Here is a 20,784-nt window from a genome sequence, read left to right on the forward strand (position 1 = left end):
TGGCAAATATTTAGTGCTTTTATGTAAGAAGATGTGACATGAGATACTAAATGGCAAGAAGTTGAGAATCAGTAAGTCGATCCTTTTTATGGTAAAATAGAAGGATAGAAAAGATGTATGAGGCAATTATGATCAATAGAATTACAGACAACAAATTTAAACTCGTATCTAAATACCAACCGTCTGGGGATCAACCGCAGGCTATTGAGCAGTTGGTAGATAACATTGAGGGTGGAGAAAAGGCCCAAATCCTGATGGGGGCGACTGGTACAGGAAAGACCTATACCATGAGCCAGGTGATTTCTAAAATTAATAAACCAACCCTAGTCATCGCCCACAATAAGACGCTAGCAGGCCAGCTCTATGGGGAGTTTAAGGAATTTTTCCCTGAAAATGCAGTTGAGTACTTCGTATCTTACTATGATTACTACCAGCCGGAAGCTTATGTTCCATCGAGCGATACCTACATCGAAAAAGATAGTTCAGTCAACGATGAGATTGATAAACTTCGTCACTCCGCGACTTCAGCACTCTTGGAGCGTAACGATGTCATCGTTGTAGCATCTGTATCTTGTATTTATGGTTTGGGTTCGCCTAAGGAATACGCTGATAGTGTCGTTAGTCTCCGTCCAGGTCTTGAGATTTCTCGAGATAAACTGCTCAATGACTTGGTTGATATTCAGTTCGAACGCAATGACATTGATTTTCAGCGTGGAAGATTCCGTGTTCGTGGAGATGTGGTGGAGATTTTCCCAGCCTCTCGTGATGAGCATGCCTTTCGCGTAGAGTTTTTCGGCGATGAGATCGATCGCATCCGTGAAGTCGAAGCTTTAACTGGTCAAGTTCTGGGCGAAGTGGATCATTTGGCTATTTTTCCAGCTACTCACTTTGTGACTAATGATGACCACATGGAAGTAGCTATTGCTAAGATCGAGGCCGAGTTGGAGGAGCAGTTAGCTATCTTTGAGAAGGAAGGCAAACTCCTCGAAGCGCAACGCTTGAAACAACGGACAGAGTACGATATCGAGATGCTACGTGAGATGGGTTATACCAATGGTGTCGAAAACTACTCACGTCACATGGATGGACGAAGCGAAGGAGAGCCACCGTACACCCTTCTTGATTTCTTCCCGGATGATTTTTTGATTATGATAGATGAGAGTCACATGACTATGGGGCAAATCAAAGGAATGTATAATGGAGACCGTTCACGTAAGGAAATGTTGGTTAACTACGGTTTCCGTTTGCCGTCTGCCTTGGACAACCGTCCCCTCCGTCGTGAAGAGTTTGAAAGTCATGTCCACCAAATTGTCTACGTTTCAGCGACACCTGGTGATTACGAGATGGAACAAACGGACACCGTGATTGAGCAAATCATTCGTCCAACAGGTCTTTTGGATCCTGAGGTAGAAGTGCGTCCAACCATGGGACAGATTGATGACCTCCTGGGGGAAATCAATGCCCGAGTTGAAAAGAACGAGCGTACCTTTATTACAACCTTGACCAAGAAAATGGCAGAAGACTTGACAGACTACTTCAAGGAAATGGGGATCAAGGTCAAGTACATGCACTCGGATATCAAGACTTTAGAGCGGACAGAGATTATCCGAGATTTACGATTAGGAGTCTTTGATGTCTTGGTTGGAATCAATCTCCTTCGTGAAGGGATTGACATTCCTGAAGTAAGTCTGGTTGCTATTCTCGATGCTGACAAGGAAGGCTTCCTCCGAAATGAACGTGGTCTTATTCAGACCATTGGACGTGCAGCTCGTAATAGTGAAGGGCATGTCATCATGTATGCTGATACTATGACTCAGTCTATGCAAAAAGCCATTGATGAAACAGCTCGTCGTCGTAAAATTCAGATGGCCTATAATGAAGAACATGGCATTGTCCCACAAACTATTAAGAAGGAAATCCGAGACCTTATCTCTGTCACAAAAACTGTGGCTAAAGAAGAGGACAAGGAAGTCGATATCAATAGCCTCAATAAACAAGAACGCAAAGAACTAGTCAAGAAACTGGAAAAACAAATGCAAGAAGCCGTCGAAGTGCTTGACTTTGAGTTGGCAGCGCAAATACGTGATATGATGTTGGAAGTCAAGGCGTTGGGTTAGATAGGAGGAGCTTATGAAGATTACAGAAAATAATGAATTTCCATGCTGGGGTCAATATCCAAAAGAGAATCCCAAATTTAAATATGTTAGAGCTAAACTCAATGATAAAATTATTCCTGAGATTTCTGATGAAGATTTTAGAGCACTATCTGACTTTCCTTTGATATATATTTATATATCTCCTATTCAAAGTGATGGAAGAAAGTATTACATTGGTCAGACTATTGATGTGAGTAGAAGAACTGAAGAGCATAGTAAGAAAATAGAGAGATATCTTATAAAAGAAGGTAAAGAAGAATTAAATAAAAAGTATGATAAACGATTTGAATCTTTTAAAGGTGGCGACTATATTGCTTTTTATGGGGAGAATATATCTCAAAACTTAAACTATATTGAAAAAATTTTAATTTTAACTTTTATTGAAGAATTTAATTTTTTAAATTTTGTAAACATGAATAAAGATGGAGATTACGTTGGTAAATTACTTGCAAACAAAGATAGAGGTAATGAGTCAGGAAAAAATCAATATTCAAGAGAAGAACTTGAAAAAAATGTAATCAACAATATTCTTAATTTTTTAAAGAAGAGTAAATTTATTGATGATAAACTTAACTTAGAGAGGGTTACTTCATGTCTATTTGCAGAGAGTCCATTCTTTGAACTCACGAAAAATCAAAATGCCATTTTAAAAAAGATTTTAAAACCAAGTGGTAAGCGTGTTCATTTTATTAAAGGAGGAGCTGGAACAGGAAAAACTGTACTATTATTACATATTATTGCTCATTTAAAATTAGAAAGACCTAATTCTCAAATTGCTATATTTGTAAGGAATATACATAGAGATCGATTTGAAAAAATTTTAACTAGTTACGGATTGAAACTGGACGATAACAATATTGATATAGTTACATTTAATCAATTAACAGAACCAAAAAAGAAGTATGATTATATAATTATTGATGAAGCCCAGAGAACAACTAGAATAACAACGGATTTAATGTATCCTACAGGTGCAAAGCTTGATACAGATCTTTTGAAAAAAATTAATGGAATTTCTAATAATAAAAAATATTTAACTAAGGAAGAGTTTGAAAAACTACCGTGTCCATCTGTTTTAGACTATATCAAAAAAGAATTCGATGATTCACAGTTAATAATTTCTTATAATAATACTCAATGTTTAAGAAAAGTTGATAATAAATATGTTGAAAAAACTTTTAAAGATGTACAGAGTGTTGTTAATAATACTCCTGAATTAGAACCACAGCTCAGAATTTTAAAAGGTAATGATAGTAAATTTGCAAATAAGTTTATAAAATTTATAAAAGATCTGTTAGGAATAGAATCTCAAAAAGAATTGGATGATCACTTTGTTTCTAAATATAAAGATTTAGGAGAAAAAGAATATTTTAAAATTGCAAGAAATATAGAAGAATGGGTGAAATATGTTCCAGATAAGCAGTTTAAATTTTCCGAAAAAAAATCACTTCGTTTGGCTGGGTACTGCAAACCAGTAAAAAAAGCAAATGATTATGAATTTATTAAGATTGAATCTACTGGAGAGGTACTACAATGGAGTATGAAAGGAAAAGAATTTAGAGAATATTCAACTCATTCTAAGAGAGTGGGAAGTGTCTATGATATTCATGGTTATGATGTAGATTTTACATCTGTCTTTATTGGCAAAGATATAAGTCTAAATTGTGAAACACAACTTATCACAGTTAATAGAGATTGTTTTTTTGATAGAGGAGCTAAAAAGGGAGTAGAAGAAATTGATGAATATGTCAAAAATGCTTATTATATTTTATTAACAAGAGCAGTATATGGGCAAATGGTTTATATTGAGGATGATAAACTAAGGGAGTTTTTACTCAAAATATTTCCTGCTGACAAAAATTAATTGATTGTAAAATAGTATATTAATTTTTAACAAATACAAGAAGCCGTCGAAGTGCTTGACTTTGAGTTGGCAGCGCAAATACGTGATATGATGTTGGAAGTCAAGGCGTTGGGTTAGATAGGATAAAGCGAATGAAGATTATCATTAAAACAATGGAAACTCCTGAAGAGATAGAAGGGAAGTCCCTCGTTCACTGGCAAAAGTGGAGAGAAGCTTATGACGATCTTTTACCCGCGGAATTTCAGGAGACGATGACATTAGATAGATGTCGTTTCTTTAGTCAAAAGTATCCAGAAAATACCTTGATTGCGATGGATGGAAAGAAGGTCGTTGGATTTATCAGCTATGGAAATTTTCGTGATGAGGCCATTCAAGCTGGTGAAATCATTGCCTTATATGTTTTAAAAGATTACTATGGAAAAGGTGTGAGTGAACAGTTAATGCATGCTGCATTTGTTGCTCTTGATCATTTCTCTGAAATTTATTTATGGGTATTGAAAGATAATAAGCGAGCTATTGCTTTTTATCAAAAAATGGGTTTTACTTTTGATGGCCAAGAAAAAATACTTAAACTTGGAAAGCCTGTTAAGGAATTGAGGATGATGTGTTCTTCAAATAAAAATTCCTAAAGAACGTATCTATCAATCTTTGAACCATTATCAACTAATAAGGTATAAAAAGTGAAATAGATAGAATGAAACAAAGAGATGAAGGAGAAGATGAATGAAAATTCTAGTCATCAATGGACACCCGGATAAGGAAAGTTATTGTCAGGCTATTTTTCAAACCATTGTAGAAAATATTGACTCAAGGCATCATGAGCTTGAAGTCATCAATCTTAATGAAGAAGATTTTGACCCTGTTTTACGTTATGGTTATCGAAAACGTATGGAAGAAGATTCTTTTATCCTTCATTCTCAGGAATTAATCCAATGGGCAGATCATTTCATCTTTATTTATCCTATCTGGTGGAGTAGTATGCCTAGCCTCATGAAAGGCTGGATTGATCGTGTCTTCACACCTGGAATTGCCTACTTTGCCAATGACCAGGGAAGTTTTATCTGGAATTATCTAAGAGGCAAGCAGTTTAAAAAGTTATTAAAAGGGAAAACAGCCAGTATTTACGCAACCTCCATGGCGCCCACTTGGTGGTACAAGATCTTTTCGGGTCCTATCAACATTCCAGATAGCTATGGCATCTCTGTTTTGAAAAATGCGGTCTTGAATCACTGTGGGATTAAAACCAAGCGCGTGTGCGTACTAGGTGAAGTTGGACGGGATGTGAATACAGCAAGTATGCGTGAAGAGCATCTCCAAAAAGTAGCAGAAGAAGTTAAAAAACTATCATGAAACAAAAAAGTAAGAGACAGAAAATATTAAAAAAACACCAGAAATCAAATCGAAAGATTGGTTTACTAGACCGCATGAATCTGTGGTTTGTGCAACATTCAACAATTGCCTGGATCCTTGATGCAAGCGTTCTGTTCTTTTCTGCTCTAGGAATATTATATTTATTGTACGGAACAACCCTTATTCCAAGTCCCTATCGGGAACTGCATTATAGTTTTCCACTTTATTTAAATATCGTTCTTTTGGTGAATGCATCTTATCATACTTTCCTTCGTAACTTTAGGAAAGACTGGATTTCCTTGCGAAATTTTGCAGAAGTGTTTTTATATTCTAACGGAATTGCTTGTGTATTACAGTTAACGATTGGGATGACCTCTAAAAGAGGAAGAAGACTACTTCCGATATGGGCATTAGACTATCGCTATATCTGGTTTCCCCTCGTTACTTATTTCATTTTCTTTCTAGTGCCTATTGTGACAATTATAATTTCCAAGTATATTGAAAAGAAAAAGAGAAAAGAAGAAAATGGGAAAAATACAATCAAATAAAAGTAACAAAAGAAAGTCAAATACAAAAAAGATTCTTTCAAGGAAAGAAAATCTTCAGCTTTGGATGAATTCTCATAAATTATTAGGTTTCTTCTTGGTATTTGGTCTAATCTTAGGAATAGGGCTAGGTGTCAATCTTGTTTTTAAACTCCTTCCTATTCCGTCGCCATACAGAGATATCAACTATAGTTTTCCAATATATATAAATCTTTTTTGTCTAGTGTATCGATTATTTGACTATTGGTTCCTAGACTTGACTAGGACAAGAATGACGATAAAAAGATATGCAGATTTATTTATCTATCTTAATAGTATCGGTCTAGTGGTTCATCTTTTTATTGGTATTGGCGGGAAAAATAGTAAAGGAATTTTACCTTCTCTCTTATCCCTAGATCACCGTTACATTTGGTTTCCAATAGCAACTTATCTGATCTTTTTCAGTTTGGCATCTATTATAACTATAGCGATGAAATATATTGAAAAGAAAAGGAGTCAATCATGATGAAACATCTAACTGTATTTAGGTTTATTTATCTTTTGTGCCTGGTATTTGTACTGATTCATTTTATCTTAGGGCTTTTTGGTTTAGCCTTTACACCAGTCTTGTGGAATCTCTGGTTTTTTGGTCTTTGCTTGACCTTATTTATCCATCCGTGGACTATCTTTTATAAATCTAGAATCTTTCAATGGCATCATCTAATTTTTCAGACTCTCAGCGGCTTCATTGCACTCTTGATCTGGTTTATGACATTTTTCTTCTTTTCCATGGTCCCAGATTCATCTATGCCTATCAATATAGACTATCAGGTGAATAGTAAAGAAAAGGAAATTAGAATTATTAGAGGATCTTTGCTCCATGAAATTCATGAATATCACGACTTAGTTAATCCTTTGATTATGAAGTCTAAAGTTAAGTATGTGGAAAATTAAACATTAGAAAGTGAGTCTATGTATGTCTCGAGCACAATTAACCATTCTAACTAATATTTGTCTAATAGAAGACCTTGAAAATCAGCGCGTGGTTATGCAGTATCGATCGCCTGAAACCAATCGCTGGTCTGGCTATGCCTTTCCAGGAGGTCATGTTGAAAATGGAGAAGCTTTTGCAGAATCTGTTATTCGTGAAATTTACGAGGAAACAGGTCTGACTATTAAAAATCCTCAACTGGTCGGTATAAAAAATTGGCCTTTAGACTCAGGTGAGCGCTACATTGTCTTTTGTTATAAAGCGACTGAGTTCACCGGTACTCTCCAATCATCTGAAGAAGGAGAAGTGTCCTGGGTGCAAAAAGACCAGATTCCAAATTTGGATCTGGCCTATGATATGTTACCTTTGATGGAGATGATGGAAGCTCCTGATAAGTCAGAATTTTTCTATCGTCACCGTACAGAAGATGGATGGGAAAAGAAAACCTTCTAATCCTTTACTAAATAACCTAACTTATCCAAGGCCTTCTCGATATAGAGGAGGTCTTGTTCATTTTCAGCTTCGACTAGGTGATAATGGACGCCATCTGTTAATTCAGAAAGTGGTCTAAAGTCAGACCTTTCGACTTGCTCTAAAAAATGCTGAACGTCCCGGCGACAAGAGAGTTTGAGCAAGGTTTCAATTTCACCGTAGACAGGATGATCAATCAAGGTATTCTGAACACGTCCCCCATTATCGACGATAGCTAGAAGTTCTTGACCAATTTCTTCCATCTCGTGCTTAACTTTAAAAAGTTTGTGAACATAAGGATTGGTTTTATTTTCTTTATAAATATAGCCACGATTGCTTGATAAGATCGGAGCACCATCAGCACGCAGTACTGCAATGTCCTGAACGATAATCTGGCGGGTTACATGAAAACGGTCTGCTAAAGTTTGACCATTTAGAGGTTTTTGAGACTCCTTTAACAGTTGTAAAAGTGCTTCTTTTCGATTTTTTGTCATATTCTTCTTTCTTAACGCTTAACGGCGTTTTCTCAATGCTTTATAAACAGCCAAGGCTAGGTAATAGTCTACCATACTATGGATAATAGTACCAAATCCAACTAATACAAACAAGACATAGAACATATTTTTTAAGTCAGTTCCAGTACTAGCATAAAAGATCATACAAGCCAAAACTTCAGCAATAGCATGAACCAAACCAAGTACAAAGTTAAAAATCAATGAAGATTTCTTATTGTCCAAGGTTTGAGGATGTTTTTGAAGATAGAAAGCACCCAGACTTCCAAAAAAGATATGGGAAAAGGCGCGAAGTACAATGACAATCGGATACCCAGCCATGAGAAATCCTAAACTAGAAGCTATAATAACAAAGATAGCCATCCATGGCGAGAGAAACATAGCTATAAAAATAGCAACGTGACTTCCTAAAGTGTAGGAAGCGGGAGGAATGACAATTTTAAAGGGCATCACCAAAGGAATGAAAATAGCGATAGCTGTTAGCAATGCGGTTAAGGTCATGAATTGTGTTTTCTTTTGTGTATTCATAATAACTCCTTTTAACTGTATATACAGTTGTATAGTACAATAAAAAATCAAACAAGTCAAGAACTAAAATTGATTTTTGATGAGATTATCTTGAAATAAGGTTAAAAAATAAATAAATTTTTTAAAAAATAAGAAAAAAACTCTTGCACTAAACAAAGTAGTGTGGTATACTTATATACGGTTTGAAAAAACTGCCTAAGACAGTAGGGGAGCTCGACTCATAAATATCCTACCGAGGACAAAACGTATCATGTAAAAAGAAGCGTATTGTACTTTCGTGTCTAGGTTTGGGCGCGTTTTTCTTTTGGAAAAATTCCCCAAGCAAAATAATTACGGAGGTGAACACACTAATGAGTGAAGCAATTATTGCTAAAAAAGCGGAACTAGTTGACGTAGTAGCTGAAAAAATGAAAGCTGCTGCATCAATCGTCGTTGTAGACGCTCGTGGTTTGACAGTTGAACAAGATACAGTTCTTCGTCGTGAGCTTCGTGGAAGCGAAGTTGAGTATAAAGTTATTAAAAACTCAATCTTACGTCGTGCAGCTGAAAAAGCTGGACTTGCAGAACTTGCATCTGTATTTGTTGGACCATCTGCTGTAGCATTTTCTAACGAAGATGTTATCGCTCCAGCGAAAATCTTGAACGACTTTGCTAAAAACGCTGACGCACTTGAAATCAAGGGTGGTGCAATCGAAGGCGCTGTCGCATCAAAAGAAGAAATCGTTGCTCTTGCAACTCTTCCAAACCGCGAAGGACTTCTTTCTATGCTCCTTTCTGTACTTCAAGCGCCAGTGCGCAACGTTGCTCTTGCAGTCAAAGCGGTTGCAGAAAGCAAAGAAGACGCAGCTTAATCTTAAGCTACGCAGCGTAGCCTAGCTACAAAAAAAATAAAAAACTAATTTTAAAACTTATTTGGAGGAAATAACAATGGCATTGAACATTGAAAACATTATTGCTGAAATTAAAGAAGCTTCAATCCTTGAATTGAACGACCTTGTAAAAGCTATCGAAGAAGAATTTGGTGTAACTGCAGCTGCTCCTGTAGCTGTAGCTGCTGCTGGTGGTGCTGAAGAAGCTGCTAAAGATTCATTTGACGTTGAATTGACAGCTGCAGGCGACAAGAAAGTCGGCGTTATCAAAGTTGTACGTGAAATCACAGGTCTTGGTCTTAAAGAAGCTAAAGAACTTGTTGATGGTGCACCAGGTGTCATCAAAGAAGGCGTTGCAGCTGCAGAAGCTGAAGAAATCAAAGCTAAATTGGAAGAAGCTGGAGCTTCAGTTACTCTTAAATAAGAGGCATATACCAATTAGAAATCGGAATACTATAGTATCAGCCTTTTAGAATCGTGAACACATTTTAGAAACTGATAAATTAATTTAGTTTCCTACCAAAAACCCTACCAAAAATTAATTTGGCAGGGTTTTTCTTTTTAACAAATTTATCGTGGAGAACAATTGAATATTGTTCTCCTTTTTTTATTTTAAGGAGAGAAAATGACAAAAGAATTACAATCATCACGCTATATTGTCATTTCATTTTTAGTACGTGAAATGGGAATTGATATTGTTGAAGCCATCTATCTTATGGCTGAATTAGAAAAAAGTGGCTTTGTTCGCTTGGAATCAAGTGGAGATTTAATACTTAAAGAACTAGGAGGAGCTCTATGAAACGAATTACCGCAAATCAATACCAAACTTCAGAACGGTATTATAAATTACCTAAAATTCTTTTTGAGGATGAAAAATATATGGATATGAAACTAGAAGTAAAGGTGGCTTATTCTATTTTAAAAGATCGTTTAGAATTATCTCTGAGTCGTGGTTGGATAGATGAAGAAGGAGCAGTCTATTTAGTATTTTCTAATTCTAAACTGATGAAACTATTAGGTTGTTCGAAGTCGAAATTACTGACAATCAAAAAAATTCTTAAAGAATATGACTTAATTGATGAAGTCCAACAGTCTTCAAGTGAGAAAGGAAGACTAGCTAATAAGATTTATTTAGGGGAATTATCTTCTACCCCCGTAGCTAATTCAAGCAGGCCTAGTGTTAAAAAAAGACTAGGGCAGGATGAAAATGATACGGCCCCCGTCTCACATTTAGCCCCTAGTGAGACTGAAGTTAGTGAGACTAAATATAGTGAGACTGATTCTTTATTTATTGAGGATGAGGAGGATAGGAATACTCAACCTATTTTGAAAAGAAAAGTAGAAAAGGTCACAAAATATGATCGAGATTATATTTGGGGATTGGTACAAGATCAATTTAGACGAGAAGGTTTTTCTGAAACAGCCAGTGAAATTGCTATGACTGATTTTGAAAGAATCTATCAGTATGCTCTTGACAATGTTCGCTTTGTTAGACGAGCGGAAGTTTTGGCTGAATTTGTGTTTAACGGCTTGTATTCTGTTTGGAATAACCGTGTTAGAAAAGGAGGTGGTTAAAATGTCGCCAATCGAGTGGATATTAGTTATGCTCATTGTCATTTCAAGTGGTGTGACTATTTGGACATTGATAGTCGATCAGGGAGGGAGGATAAAGAAATGAGATTTATTGATTTATTTTCAGGTATCGGTGGTTTTCGACTTGGAATGGAAAGTGTTGGACACGAGTGTATTGGATTTTGTGAGATTGATAAATTTGCTAGAGAATCTTATAAGTCCATTTTTCAAACAGAAGGAGAAATAGAATTTCATGACATACGAGATGTTTCAGATGACGAATTTAAAAAACTTAGAGGGAAAGTCGATATCATCTGTGGGGGATTCCCTTGTCAAGCATTTTCAATCGCAGGAAGACGATTGGGATTTGAAGATACTAGAGGCACTCTGTTCTTTGAAATTGCTCGGGCGGCCAAACAAATCCAACCACGTTTTCTTTTTCTTGAAAATGTTAAAGGCCTACTCAATCACGATAAGGGACGGACGTTCACCACAATCCTTACCACGCTTGATGAATTGGGGTTTGATGTTGAGTGGCAGGTGCTTAACAGTAAGGATTTTGGCGTTCCCCAAAACAGAGAGAGGGTGTTTATTATCGGACATTCTAGAAAGAAAGGTACCAGACTCCTATTTCCTTTCAGACGAGAAGGTCAAGCAACTAACTCTGAGACTTTGAAAGAACTAGGGAATTTAAATCCATCAAGAAGTGGAATGAGTGGTAAAGTCTATTATTCAGAAGGTCTTGCGCCAACTTTAGTTCGTGGAAAAGGAGAAGGATTTAAGGTTGCGATTCCTTGTATGACACCAGATAGATTAGACAAAAGACAAAATGGTAGACGTTTCAAGGATAATCAAGAGCCAATGTTTACTTTAAATACTCAGGATCGTCATGGCATTGTCGTTGTTGGAGATTTACCGACTAGCTTTAAGGAGACAGGTCGTGTCTATGGAAGTGAGGGCTTATCTCCAACACTGACTACAATGCAAGGTGGAGATAAAATTCCTAAAATACTAATTCCAGAACCAATCCAATTTCTAAAAGTCCGAGAGGCAACGAAAAAAGGATATGCTCAAGCAGAAATAGGAGATTCAATCAATTTGGAAAGACCAAGTTCTCAGTATCGTCGTGGTAGAGTTGGCAAAGGTATAGCGAACACGTTAACAACTAGTGGTCAAATGGGAGTAGTAGTGGCTAGCTATGAAGGAGAAGATAAACAAGTTTATCATGTAGCTGGTGTCTTAATTGATGGGCAATTTTACCGTTTGAGGATACGACGAATCACTCCTAAAGAGTGTTTTCGCTTGCAGGGATTTCCTGATTGGGCTTTTGAAGCTGCTAGAAAAGTCTCTAGTAATAGTCAGCTCTATAAACAAGCTGGTAATAGTGTAACCGTTCCTGTGATTGCCGCAATCGCAAAAAAATTAAAAGAAATAGAGGAAAAAGATGAAAGCATTAAATAAAGAATCAATACTAGATTGTGATGAATTAGAAACAGAATTACATGATGCAGAAATGATGCAGTTGGATGAACAAATATTTTTGATGCCCAATTATCCATGTGAGTTTGAGGTGACATTTTTAGATTATTACCATAAAAAACACAATTACCCACTATTTTATGAATCCTATCTTCAAAACATTATGGAATTCCTTGAAAGTCAGGATATAAAGAACGGAGCTGATGCCTTTATAGATGATAATCATAATCTTGTTTTTGTTTTATATGGGCAAGGCTATCGAGCCGAGGGAAAAGAGGGAATACTTACAACCCAAGTAACTGTAAAAGCTTATGATGAAGACAAGAAATCAATTAACTTCTCCAATTTATTAGATTCCTTAATCGTCTCAGAATATCAAGTAGAACCGAATCTTTGGGAGGTCTCCCATGATTGATCTCTATCTAAGTAAAAACAACCATAGAAATCAACTTCTTTTAGACTTCTTCCAAAACTATGGCATCGAGGTATCTTGTCATTCAGTTTCTGAAATGACAAAGGATAAATTAATTGAGATGATGAGCTATTCTTCAGATTGTTTTGAGTTTTTATCTCCTAATTTATTACGATTTAAGAACCGTGACAATCTAAAATTAACGGATTTCATTGAAATGATATTAAAAAATCCTGAACTAACTATTAGACTTCCTCTTGCGGTTTCAAATAAGAGGGTTTATCCAAATCTGAATCTGGAGGAGGCTAGAGCTTTATTGCCAAGAGATACGAAACAATTGATTTACATGGCACAAACACATTATTTATCTAACTAAAGGAGAATCAATATGGCAGAACGATTTTGGGAGAACTTGTCCATTATTTTGGCTGAAAGAAATATCAGCTGGATTGAGTTAACCAGAAAAATGTTTGCGGGAGAGTTTCACTATCCAAGTGAATTGAATCGTTTGTATCAAAAGATTCGTCACTACAAGATGGAACAACGAATGCCTCAAAGTCCATGGGTAGAAAGGATTGTGCAGGTATTAGATTTAGATTATGAAGATTTATTTCGGAGGTAACTATGAAAAGAATAATTCCAGTTTATATATTCCAACAAGTAAATGTCCTATTGGTATCTCTATATTTACTGAAATTTCTTTGTATCGGTGAGTTAACTATACTAGAGATTATCTATGGTGCGTCGCTCATTTCTTTTTTATGGATGTATGGTCAACGAAAACAAGTGACCAAGGTCAATATGAAAATTAGGATGAAATGGCTTGGTATTGGATTCATTAGCCTACTGATTATAAGTCTATGTTTTAGCCTAATCCATTCTCAAGGAACCACGAATCAAGCAAATCTAATTGGCCTTCAACATCAAGTTCCTTGGTTTTCATTTTTATTGTTCTTAATCAATGCGAGTATGGTTGAAGAATTTCTGTATCGAGAAATTATATGGAATTTGGTGAGAAAATTAGATATTCGAGTTGCGTTGACAAGTGTTTTATTTGCCTTAGTACATCATCCAGGAACCATTCTAGCTTGGTGTTTATATGTTTCACTTGGGATGTTTTTAGGGATGGTACGCTATAAATCGGACTTATGGGGCAGTATGGGGCTACATTTGGTGTGGAACCTACTAGTTTATAGTTTGCTGCTTGTTTAGACAACGTTAGATTTTCAAAGGGAAATGAAATGCTAACGTTATGTAACAATGTTAGTCTTTTATTTCAAACTCTTTGATGAATATGAATTTAGCTCGACAGAAAAATAAGAAATGTGATAAAAATTTCAACTACTCTTATCTATAATAAAGCTACCTGTTCTTTGAAAATTGAATCCACTCCGTCTTGATTAGCGTGCCTGTGTAAGTAGGGACTGAGAGTATTTCCCTGTGAAGGGCAACTGGCACAAGACGTGTGTGAGAATTTTCTAACAGACACGGAGTTTATCGTTACCAGACTTAAACGATGCGACAAACTAGATAAAGGAGTTAATCATGAAAGTAGTAAACTTGTATGATTTGAAACAAATGGGAAATAAAGGTGGTTGCACCATCCAATTGATTCATCACTTTCCCTTTGGTATGGGCTTAGGACATCTCAAAAAAGACTACATTGAATTTAAACGTGTTGGTATCGTTGATGGGAAAGCAGTAGAAGTTACTCTTCGAGAACCTTATTCGAGAGATCTACTGCAGGTTGTCAAGTCGATTAAGCAACGTCAGAAATTGATAGCTTATCGTTATAAAGAAGGAAAGCTGCTATTTGTTAAGAAGGAGGCATCAGATGTCCTCTGAACAACAGGAACGAATGGCAGTTCAATATGCAGAGCGTAGTCTTTTATTTACTGTAAAAAGTCTCTTAAAGATTCTAGAATGGTCTAGACGTCAGGCTTTAGCACAGGATTCCGCCTATAAGATAGGGGTGCAGAAATTAGAAGAATTGCTACAATCTCCTTATTCGATTGATACGATTAATCTGAAAAAAGATTTTTTAGACAAACCAATTGATATAGAGAAGTTTAAAGCTTTTTTAGAAAAAGAAGAGATTCCTTTAGCCATCGCTTGGCAAGGGGATTCTCTGCATTTCTACACGAAAGACCGTTCGATTCTAGACAATCATTTAGACCATCTGTTAGAAAAGATGGTTAATGATCCAGAGAAATTAGCTGATTTTACCATGGATAAGTCATTAGACGATGCAATTGATGAGGCTAAATCCCAAATTACCTTTACTCAAGAAGGAGCCGTCAAACAGAAAGAGATGGTGAGATGATGTACAGTGGAAAGAAATTCCTACTATTCTCACTGTTAGGTATCTTACTAGGCTATCTTTTTCATCGTTTGACGCTTTTGTATGATTCCTATACTGGAAATAGCTTAGATAAATGGACTCATCTTCTAATGGAAGGTCAAGATGAAGTTCTTCAGTCGCCATGGAATGTTTCTTTTACTGGAAAATCAAGTGCTTTTTTTCTACTAGGTTTTGTGATGATGTTACTAGTTTATCTATATCTAGAGACTGGTAAAAAACAATACCGAGAAGGAGTAGAATACGGGAGCGCCCGTTTTGGAACTCTAAAAGAAAAGAAGCTCTTTTACGGTAAAGAATTTTCTCATGATACGATCTTAGCACAAGATGTTCGTTTGACATTATTAGATAAAAAATCACCCCAATATGATAGAAATAAGAATATTGCGGTGATCGGAGGTTCAGGAAGTGGGAAGACATTTCGCTTTGTAAAACCCAATCTGATTCAGATGAATAGTTCAAATATTGTCGTGGATCCTAAAGATCACTTAGCTGAGAAAACAGGAAGACTCTTTTTGGAACATGGCTACCAAGTAAAGGTGCTAGATTTAGTCAATATGAAGAACTCAGATGGCTTCAATCCTTTTCGCTATATAGAGACAGAAAATGATTTGAATCGCATGCTGACGGTTTATTTTAATAACACCAAAGGCTCTGGATCTCGTAGTGATCCATTTTGGGATGAAGCTTCTATGACTTTGGTACGAGCTTTAGCCTCTTACTTGGTCGATTTCTATAACCCACCTAAAACAAGAGAACAGCTCATAGAAGAAAGTCGTTTGAGTCAAACAGAATACCAAAACTTGTTGAAACGTCAAAAAAAAGAAGTGGAAGAGCGAAAAAAACGAGGGTGTTATCCAAGTTTTGCTGAAATCTCAAAACTCATTAAACACTTATCTAAGGGTGAAAACCAAGAAAAAAGTGTCTTAGAAATTCTATTTGAAAATTATGCTAAAAAGTATGGTACTGAAAATTTTACCATGCGAAATTGGGCAGATTTTCAAAATTATAAGGATAAGACTCTGGATTCTGTTATAGCTGTAACCACTGCTAAATTTGCCCTCTTCAATATTCAAAGTGTCATGGATTTGACCAAAAGAGATACCCTTGATATGAAGACATGGGGCCAGGAAAAATCAATGGTTTACTTAGTTATCCCAGATAACGATAGTACCTTTCGCTTTCTTTCAGCCCTCTTTTTTTCAACCGTATTTCAAACCCTAACAAGACAAGCAGATATTGATTTTAAGGGTCAATTGCCTCTTCATGTGAGAGTTTACTTAGATGAGTTCGCAAATATAGGAGAAATCCCAGATTTTGCTGAACAAACCTCAACAGTTCGTTCTCGTAATATGAGTCTCGTTCCCATTCTTCAAAATATTGCCCAACTTCAAGGGCTCTATAAAGAAAAAGAAGCTTGGAAAACCATTTTGGGGAACTGTGATAGTTTAGTCTACTTAGGTGGTAATGATGAAGATACCTTTAAATTTATGAGTGGCTTACTCGGTAAACAAACCATTGATGTTCGAAATACTAGTCGTTCCTTTGGCCAGACAGGTTCAGGATCCCTTTCCCATCAAAAGATTGCTCGTGATTTAATGACACCAGATGAGGTCGGAAACATGAAACGGCATGAATGCTTGGTTCGAATTGCCAATATGCCTGTCTTTAAAAGCAAAAAGTACAATTCCACTAAGCATCCAAACTGGAAATACCTAGCCAATCAAGAAACCGATGAACGGTGGTGGAACTATCAAATCAATCCTTTAAATCAAAGACAAGAAAATCATCTTGAAGGCCTTAGAATTCGTGATTTAACTTTTGAATCTAGTTTAAAATAAAAATAGAAAAGAGGAAATAGATGATTACGCATTTTAAAGGTTTTGTTTATGGAGTAGATGCAAGTGCTATGTTTGCACAAGCTATGTCTTTGTTACAGAAGGGATTGATTGCGGTTGGTGCCTTTCTCGTTGTTGTAGGAATTGTCAATCTTGCAACCAACATTAAAGATGGTGGACCAGGTGTTCGGAATGCCATTCTGGAAATTGTCGGTGGTGTTATGGTAGGGGCTGCTGGAGCCTTTGTAACTCAAATTTCAATTTAGGAGGATAAACAATGACATGAATCTTAGTTTAGTCTCACCCTTTGTTTACCTTGCATCTGAAAAAATATCAGCTGAAAATTTATTTGAAGGATTTAATGTAGATTTACAATCTACGGTAGATCTGATTAAATCTCTATCTAGCTACAATCCAACAGTTTGGACTTATATGTCTAGTATTACTAAAAGTGTCATGCAGCCTCTTGGAGTTGCGATTTTATCAGTTGTTCTCATCCTAGAATTTTCGAAGATGGCAAAGAAGATTGCTAACTCAGGAGGAGCGATGACCTTTGAAGCATTAGCGCCGATGTTGATTAGTTATATTATGGTCGCAGTTGTAATTACCAACACTACCGTCATTGTAGAAGCTATCATCGGGATTGCGAGTCACGCCATTGAACAAGTGGCCTCGATTGTGGCTCACGGTGGGGCAAAGTATGATACAATCTCTGGATTAAAAGGTTCAGGATTTATTGGCCGGATGATTGTGGGCTTTTTCGCCCTCCTCATTTGGCTAGTTCGGATAGTAAGTGCAGCCATGGTCAATCTTTTGGTATCTATTCGATTTATTCAACTCTACCTTATGATTCCATTTGCCCCTCTTACGATTCCAACATTTTTAAGTGATGAATGGAAGTCTATTGGTATTGGCTATTTAAAAAATATTATGGTCTATGCGGTACAAGGGGTTCTTATTTTTCTGATTGTTTCTCTTGTTCCTTTGTTTGAATCTGCTGGGAAAATAGCCGTTTCAAATGGTGCAGGAGTCCTACAATCTCTTGCGATTATGTTTGGTAGCTTAATACAAGCTATCTTGCTGATTATCGCTCTCGTTGGTTCTCAACGTACGGCACGCTCAATTTTAGGTATGTAATTAGATAAAGGCTAGGAAGTGAATGCTTCTTAGCCTTTTTAGAAAGGAAAGTCATGAATACACGTGTCTTTAAAGACATCTCAAAATACCAACACAGGGCTTGGTTAGGCTTCACCACAAGACAAATTATCTTTGTTTTACCAGCCTTTATTGTCACAATTATTGTTTTGGGCTTGAATCTCTTTTTCTGGCAATTTGGAGATTGGTTTGTTTACGGTTTTGTGTTTGCCTTTACCATCCCCCTCATGCTTTTTGGAGTCTATAAACCCAATGATTTATATTTTGAACATTATTTGAAATACCGTCTTCATTTTGAATTAACGGTTCCCCTACGCACAATTACAGGAAAGAAAGGACCTGAACATGAAAAGAAAATCAAATACATTAAAGAAACAAAAAACTTCAATGACTAATAAAAAAGAAGTAGTTAAAGGGAAAAAAGAGGAAGTGTTACCCTCTACGGCGAATACTCTTTATTATCAAGCCCTGTATCAAAATGGTCTAATGCAGGTAAAAGAAGATTATTTCTCACAAAGCTACTTACTTGGTGATGTCAATTACCAAACTGTTGGTTTAGAAGATAAGGGCGCAATCATTGAGAAGTATTCTGATTTGATTAACTCCCTAGATGACCAAACCAACTTCCAATTGACCATCTTTAATAAAAGATTGAATTTAGAAAAGTTTAGACAAAGTGTTTTGTATGAGGCAAAAGAAGATGGATATGATACCTATCGTAAAGAATTGAATCGGATGATGAATCAGAATTTAGACAGTGGTGAAAATAATTTCTCAGCTGTGAAACTGATTAGCTTTGGTAGAAAGGATTCTAATCCCAAACAAGCCTATCGTTCCTTGTCTCAAATTGGAGAATATTTCAAGAGTGGTTTTTCAGAAATTGATGCTCGCTTTGAATCCTTGGCTGGAGAAAACCGTGTCAACTTGTTGGCAGATATGCTTAGAGGAGAACACCATCTTCCTTTTTCTTACCGTGATTTAACGAGATCGGGTCAGACAACTCGTCACTTTATAGCTCCTAATCTCTTAGATTTCAAAAACAAGAATTACCTACAAATCAATGACCGATTATTGCAGATTGTCTATGTGAGAGACTACGGTATGGAATTAGGAGATCAGTTTATCAGAGACCTCATGCAAGGAGATTTGGAATTGATTGTAAGCCTTCATGCTCAAAGTTCGACCAAGGCAGATGCCATGAAGAAACTACGAACAAAGAAAACCTTGATGGAATCCCAAAAGATTGGGGAACAACAAAAACTAGCTCGTACAGGTATCTATTTGGAAAAAGTAGGCCATGTTTTAGAAAGCAATATCGATGAAGCTGAAGAACTCTTAAAAACCATGACCGAGACAGGAGATAAACTATTTCAAACGGTCTTCTTGATTGGGGTCTTTGGTCAGGACGAAGAAGAACTCAAACAAGCACTAGACACTATCCAACAAGTGGCCGGCTCAAATGACCTAATGATTGATAAACTTCCATATATGCAAGAAGCAGCCTTTAATAGTTTGCTGCCATTTGGTTGTGATTTTTTAGAGGGCGTATCACGGAGTTTATTAACATCCAATATAGCAGTGAACTCTCCTTGGACTTCAGTAGACTTACAAGACCGTAGTGGGAAATATTACGGTATCAATCAAATCTCAAGCAATATTATTACCATTGATCGAAGCCTATTAAATACACCGTCTGGTCTGATTTTAGGAACATCTGGAGCTGGGAAAGGGATGGCAACCAAGCATGAGATTATCACAACCAAAATCAAGGAATCTGGTGAAAATACAGAAATTATCATCGTGGATCCAGAAGCAGAGTACAGTGTTATTGGACGGGCTTTTGGGGGAGAAATGATTGATATTGCGCCTGATTCCCAAACCTATCTCAATGTCCTTGACTTGTCTGAAAAAAATATGGATGAGGATCCTGTAAAGGTAAAATCAGAATTTCTTTTATCCTTTATCGGCAAATTATTGGATAGAAAAATGGATGGAAGAGAAAAATCGATTATCGACCGAGTTACCAGACTTACCTATCAGTCTTTTAAAGAGCCTTCTTTGGAAGAATGGGTCTTTGTCTTGAGTCAACAACCAGAAGAAGAAGCGCAGAATTTGGCACTTGATATGGAACTGTATGTTGAAGGTTCTCTTGATATTTTTTCTCATAAGACCAATATTCAGACAGGCTCCAATTTCTTGATTTATAACGTTAAAAAGTTGGGAGATGAGCTGAAACAAATCGCCCTTATGGTGGTTTTTGATCAGATATGGAATCGTGTCGTTCGCAACCAAAAATTAGGGAAGAAGACCTGGATTTATTTTGATGAAATGCAGCTTCTTTTATTAGATAAATATGCCAGTGATTTCTTCTTTAAATTGTGGAGTCGTGTCAGAAAATATGGAGCTAGTCCGACTGGGATAACTCAAAATGTTGAAACCTTATTGTTAGATCCAAATGGTAGACGGATTATTGCAAATAGTGAATTTATGATTCTCCTCAAGCAAGCAAAAAATGACCGAGAAGAACTGGTTCAACTATTAGGCTTGTCAAAAGAACTCGAAAAATACCTAGTCAATCCAGAAAAAGGAGCAGGACTGATAAAAGCTGGTTCCGTTGTCGTTCCCTTTAAAAATAAGATTCCTCAAGGTACTCAATTGTTTGATATCATGAGTACAGATCCTGATAAAATGGCTTCTAACTAAG

General features: G+C 36.4%; 26 protein-coding genes, 1 pseudogene and 1 other annotated feature. Of the genes and pseudogenes, 25 read left to right on the forward strand and 2 right to left on the reverse strand.

What is annotated here, in order from left to right; genetic code table 11:
• Positions 1-128: 128 nt before the first annotated feature.
• The 9 genes and pseudogenes from uvrB (at position 129) to AXE83_RS04410 (ending at position 7,338) form a co-directional block, all read left to right on the forward strand.
• Positions 129-2,117, forward strand: coding sequence for an excinuclease ABC subunit UvrB (gene uvrB / locus AXE83_RS04375; RefSeq protein WP_060956367.1), 1,989 nt, complete (start codon positions 129-131; stop codon positions 2,115-2,117).
• Between the two features lie 13 nt (positions 2,118-2,130).
• The gene (locus AXE83_RS04380) at positions 2,131-4,020 is read left to right on the forward strand and encodes a DNA/RNA helicase domain-containing protein (RefSeq protein WP_060955582.1); all 1,890 of its coding nucleotides are present in this window, start codon (positions 2,131-2,133) and stop codon (positions 4,018-4,020) included.
• A 30-nt stretch (positions 4,021-4,050) separates the two neighbouring features.
• Positions 4,051-4,137: pseudogene (locus AXE83_RS10550) on the forward strand (UvrB/UvrC motif-containing protein); the annotation flags it as partial.
• 14 nt (positions 4,138-4,151) lie between these two features.
• On the forward strand, positions 4,152-4,649 hold the full coding sequence (locus AXE83_RS04385) for a GNAT family N-acetyltransferase (protein WP_060955583.1): 498 nt from the start codon (positions 4,152-4,154) through the stop codon (positions 4,647-4,649).
• Positions 4,650-4,743: 94 nt separating this feature from the next.
• Complete coding sequence (locus tag AXE83_RS04390) at positions 4,744-5,370, forward strand: NAD(P)H-dependent oxidoreductase (protein ID WP_060955584.1); 627 nt, start codon at positions 4,744-4,746, stop codon at positions 5,368-5,370.
• The gene (locus AXE83_RS04395; RefSeq protein ID WP_060955585.1) at positions 5,367-5,918 is read left to right on the forward strand and encodes a hypothetical protein; all 552 of its coding nucleotides are present in this window, start codon (positions 5,367-5,369) and stop codon (positions 5,916-5,918) included. The genes AXE83_RS04390 and AXE83_RS04395 overlap by 4 nt, the downstream gene beginning before the upstream one ends.
• The gene (locus AXE83_RS11415; protein WP_223299870.1) at positions 5,896-6,420 is read left to right on the forward strand and encodes a hypothetical protein; all 525 of its coding nucleotides are present in this window, start codon (positions 5,896-5,898) and stop codon (positions 6,418-6,420) included. The genes AXE83_RS04395 and AXE83_RS11415 overlap by 23 nt, the downstream gene beginning before the upstream one ends.
• Positions 6,417-6,848: a hypothetical protein gene (locus tag AXE83_RS04405; RefSeq protein ID WP_060955586.1), complete on the forward strand. Its 432-nt coding sequence runs from the start codon at positions 6,417-6,419 to the stop codon at positions 6,846-6,848. The genes AXE83_RS11415 and AXE83_RS04405 overlap by 4 nt, the downstream gene beginning before the upstream one ends.
• A gap of 22 nt (positions 6,849-6,870) precedes the next feature.
• Complete coding sequence (locus tag AXE83_RS04410; protein ID WP_060955587.1) at positions 6,871-7,338, forward strand: 8-oxo-dGTP diphosphatase; 468 nt, start codon at positions 6,871-6,873, stop codon at positions 7,336-7,338.
• On the opposite strand, the gene AXE83_RS04415 is transcribed toward AXE83_RS04410, so the two are convergent.
• Both AXE83_RS04415 and AXE83_RS04420 read right to left on the reverse strand, forming a co-directional pair.
• Positions 7,335-7,850: a transcription repressor NadR gene (locus tag AXE83_RS04415; RefSeq protein WP_060955588.1), complete on the reverse strand. Its 516-nt coding sequence runs from the start codon at positions 7,848-7,850 to the stop codon at positions 7,335-7,337. The two genes, AXE83_RS04410 and AXE83_RS04415, sit on opposite strands and share 4 nt — an antisense overlap.
• Positions 7,851-7,868: 18 nt before the next feature.
• A complete protein-coding gene (locus AXE83_RS04420; protein WP_060955589.1) occupies positions 7,869-8,396 on the reverse strand; it encodes an ECF transporter S component in 528 nt (175 codons plus the stop codon).
• A 176-nt stretch (positions 8,397-8,572) separates the two neighbouring features.
• Positions 8,573-8,708: a sequence feature (ribosomal protein L10 leader region), on the forward strand.
• A gap of 38 nt (positions 8,709-8,746) precedes the next feature.
• On the opposite strand from AXE83_RS04420, the gene rplJ reads away from it, so the two are divergent.
• The 16 genes from rplJ (at position 8,747) to AXE83_RS04495 (ending at position 20,783) form a co-directional block, all read left to right on the forward strand.
• Positions 8,747-9,247, forward strand: a complete 501-nt coding sequence (rplJ, locus tag AXE83_RS04425) for a 50S ribosomal protein L10 (protein ID WP_060955590.1) — start codon at positions 8,747-8,749, stop codon at positions 9,245-9,247.
• 76 nt (positions 9,248-9,323) lie between these two features.
• Positions 9,324-9,689: a 50S ribosomal protein L7/L12 gene (gene rplL / locus AXE83_RS04430; RefSeq protein ID WP_001196968.1), complete on the forward strand. Its 366-nt coding sequence runs from the start codon at positions 9,324-9,326 to the stop codon at positions 9,687-9,689.
• 201 nt (positions 9,690-9,890) lie between these two features.
• Complete coding sequence (locus tag AXE83_RS10955; RefSeq protein ID WP_150114523.1) at positions 9,891-10,064, forward strand: hypothetical protein; 174 nt, start codon at positions 9,891-9,893, stop codon at positions 10,062-10,064.
• On the forward strand, positions 10,061-10,840 hold the full coding sequence (locus tag AXE83_RS04435) for a replication initiator protein A (RefSeq protein ID WP_060955591.1): 780 nt from the start codon (positions 10,061-10,063) through the stop codon (positions 10,838-10,840). The genes AXE83_RS10955 and AXE83_RS04435 overlap by 4 nt, the downstream gene beginning before the upstream one ends.
• Positions 10,841-10,939: 99 nt before the next feature.
• Positions 10,940-12,298: a DNA (cytosine-5-)-methyltransferase gene (gene dcm / locus AXE83_RS04440; protein WP_060955592.1), complete on the forward strand. Its 1,359-nt coding sequence runs from the start codon at positions 10,940-10,942 to the stop codon at positions 12,296-12,298.
• Entirely contained in the window at positions 12,282-12,731 is a 450-nt protein-coding gene (locus AXE83_RS04445) for a hypothetical protein (RefSeq protein ID WP_060955593.1), read from the forward strand. Before dcm ends, AXE83_RS04445 begins: the two co-directional genes overlap by 17 nt.
• The gene (locus tag AXE83_RS04450) at positions 12,724-13,104 is read left to right on the forward strand and encodes an arsenate reductase (protein ID WP_041974913.1); all 381 of its coding nucleotides are present in this window, start codon (positions 12,724-12,726) and stop codon (positions 13,102-13,104) included. The genes AXE83_RS04445 and AXE83_RS04450 overlap by 8 nt, the downstream gene beginning before the upstream one ends.
• A 12-nt stretch (positions 13,105-13,116) precedes the next feature.
• Entirely contained in the window at positions 13,117-13,350 is a 234-nt protein-coding gene (locus AXE83_RS04455) for a hypothetical protein (protein WP_000840776.1), read from the forward strand.
• A 2-nt stretch (positions 13,351-13,352) separates the two neighbouring features.
• Positions 13,353-13,940: a CPBP family intramembrane glutamic endopeptidase gene (locus AXE83_RS04460; protein ID WP_060955594.1), complete on the forward strand. Its 588-nt coding sequence runs from the start codon at positions 13,353-13,355 to the stop codon at positions 13,938-13,940.
• 333 nt (positions 13,941-14,273) lie between these two features.
• Positions 14,274-14,573, forward strand: a complete 300-nt coding sequence (locus tag AXE83_RS04465) for a hypothetical protein (RefSeq protein ID WP_000869763.1) — start codon at positions 14,274-14,276, stop codon at positions 14,571-14,573.
• Entirely contained in the window at positions 14,563-15,051 is a 489-nt protein-coding gene (locus AXE83_RS04470) for a hypothetical protein (protein ID WP_060955595.1), read from the forward strand. The genes AXE83_RS04465 and AXE83_RS04470 overlap by 11 nt, the downstream gene beginning before the upstream one ends.
• Positions 15,051-16,928, forward strand: coding sequence for a VirD4-like conjugal transfer protein, CD1115 family (locus AXE83_RS04475; protein ID WP_060955596.1), 1,878 nt, complete (start codon positions 15,051-15,053; stop codon positions 16,926-16,928). Before AXE83_RS04470 ends, AXE83_RS04475 begins: the two co-directional genes overlap by 1 nt.
• Before the next feature lie 20 nt (positions 16,929-16,948).
• A complete protein-coding gene (locus AXE83_RS04480) occupies positions 16,949-17,191 on the forward strand; it encodes a hypothetical protein (protein WP_000627865.1) in 243 nt (80 codons plus the stop codon).
• A gap of 16 nt (positions 17,192-17,207) precedes the next feature.
• On the forward strand, positions 17,208-18,062 hold the full coding sequence (locus tag AXE83_RS04485) for a conjugal transfer protein TrbL (protein ID WP_001054256.1): 855 nt from the start codon (positions 17,208-17,210) through the stop codon (positions 18,060-18,062).
• A 53-nt stretch (positions 18,063-18,115) separates the two neighbouring features.
• The gene (locus AXE83_RS04490) at positions 18,116-18,475 is read left to right on the forward strand and encodes a PrgI family protein (RefSeq protein WP_001097589.1); all 360 of its coding nucleotides are present in this window, start codon (positions 18,116-18,118) and stop codon (positions 18,473-18,475) included.
• Positions 18,426-20,783, forward strand: a complete 2,358-nt coding sequence (locus AXE83_RS04495; RefSeq protein WP_190279323.1) for a VirB4-like conjugal transfer ATPase, CD1110 family — start codon at positions 18,426-18,428, stop codon at positions 20,781-20,783. The genes AXE83_RS04490 and AXE83_RS04495 overlap by 50 nt, the downstream gene beginning before the upstream one ends.
• The last annotated feature ends 1 nt before the right edge of the window (position 20,784 follow it).

The sequence above is a fragment of the Streptococcus sp. oral taxon 431 genome (assembly GCF_001553685.1).
Lineage (GTDB): Bacteria > Bacillota > Bacilli > Lactobacillales > Streptococcaceae > Streptococcus.

Bases quoted from the DNA above. Each gene is read 5' to 3' on its own strand.
- uvrB (WP_060956367.1), top strand. From the start codon at position 129: ATGATCAATAGAATTACAGACAACAAATTTAAACTCGTATCTAAATAC.
- AXE83_RS04380 (WP_060955582.1), top strand. From the start codon at position 2,131: ATGAAGATTACAGAAAATAATGAATTTCCATGCTGGGGTCAATATCCA.
- AXE83_RS04385 (WP_060955583.1), top strand. From the start codon at position 4,152: ATGAAGATTATCATTAAAACAATGGAAACTCCTGAAGAGATAGAAGGG.
- AXE83_RS04390 (WP_060955584.1), top strand. From the start codon at position 4,744: ATGAAAATTCTAGTCATCAATGGACACCCGGATAAGGAAAGTTATTGT.
- AXE83_RS04395 (WP_060955585.1), top strand. From the start codon at position 5,367: ATGAAACAAAAAAGTAAGAGACAGAAAATATTAAAAAAACACCAGAAA.
- AXE83_RS11415 (WP_223299870.1), top strand. From the start codon at position 5,896: ATGGGAAAAATACAATCAAATAAAAGTAACAAAAGAAAGTCAAATACA.
- AXE83_RS04405 (WP_060955586.1), top strand. From the start codon at position 6,417: ATGATGAAACATCTAACTGTATTTAGGTTTATTTATCTTTTGTGCCTG.
- AXE83_RS04410 (WP_060955587.1), top strand. From the start codon at position 6,871: ATGTCTCGAGCACAATTAACCATTCTAACTAATATTTGTCTAATAGAA.
- AXE83_RS04415 (WP_060955588.1), bottom strand. From the start codon at position 7,850: ATGACAAAAAATCGAAAAGAAGCACTTTTACAACTGTTAAAGGAGTCT.
- AXE83_RS04420 (WP_060955589.1), bottom strand. From the start codon at position 8,396: ATGAATACACAAAAGAAAACACAATTCATGACCTTAACCGCATTGCTA.
- rplJ (WP_060955590.1), top strand. From the start codon at position 8,747: ATGAGTGAAGCAATTATTGCTAAAAAAGCGGAACTAGTTGACGTAGTA.
- rplL (WP_001196968.1), top strand. From the start codon at position 9,324: ATGGCATTGAACATTGAAAACATTATTGCTGAAATTAAAGAAGCTTCA.
- AXE83_RS10955 (WP_150114523.1), top strand. From the start codon at position 9,891: ATGACAAAAGAATTACAATCATCACGCTATATTGTCATTTCATTTTTA.
- AXE83_RS04435 (WP_060955591.1), top strand. From the start codon at position 10,061: ATGAAACGAATTACCGCAAATCAATACCAAACTTCAGAACGGTATTAT.
- dcm (WP_060955592.1), top strand. From the start codon at position 10,940: ATGAGATTTATTGATTTATTTTCAGGTATCGGTGGTTTTCGACTTGGA.
- AXE83_RS04445 (WP_060955593.1), top strand. From the start codon at position 12,282: ATGAAAGCATTAAATAAAGAATCAATACTAGATTGTGATGAATTAGAA.
- AXE83_RS04450 (WP_041974913.1), top strand. From the start codon at position 12,724: ATGATTGATCTCTATCTAAGTAAAAACAACCATAGAAATCAACTTCTT.
- AXE83_RS04455 (WP_000840776.1), top strand. From the start codon at position 13,117: ATGGCAGAACGATTTTGGGAGAACTTGTCCATTATTTTGGCTGAAAGA.
- AXE83_RS04460 (WP_060955594.1), top strand. From the start codon at position 13,353: ATGAAAAGAATAATTCCAGTTTATATATTCCAACAAGTAAATGTCCTA.
- AXE83_RS04465 (WP_000869763.1), top strand. From the start codon at position 14,274: ATGAAAGTAGTAAACTTGTATGATTTGAAACAAATGGGAAATAAAGGT.
- AXE83_RS04470 (WP_060955595.1), top strand. From the start codon at position 14,563: ATGTCCTCTGAACAACAGGAACGAATGGCAGTTCAATATGCAGAGCGT.
- AXE83_RS04475 (WP_060955596.1), top strand. From the start codon at position 15,051: ATGTACAGTGGAAAGAAATTCCTACTATTCTCACTGTTAGGTATCTTA.
- AXE83_RS04480 (WP_000627865.1), top strand. From the start codon at position 16,949: ATGATTACGCATTTTAAAGGTTTTGTTTATGGAGTAGATGCAAGTGCT.
- AXE83_RS04485 (WP_001054256.1), top strand. From the start codon at position 17,208: ATGAATCTTAGTTTAGTCTCACCCTTTGTTTACCTTGCATCTGAAAAA.
- AXE83_RS04490 (WP_001097589.1), top strand. From the start codon at position 18,116: ATGAATACACGTGTCTTTAAAGACATCTCAAAATACCAACACAGGGCT.
- AXE83_RS04495 (WP_190279323.1), top strand. From the start codon at position 18,426: ATGAAAAGAAAATCAAATACATTAAAGAAACAAAAAACTTCAATGACT.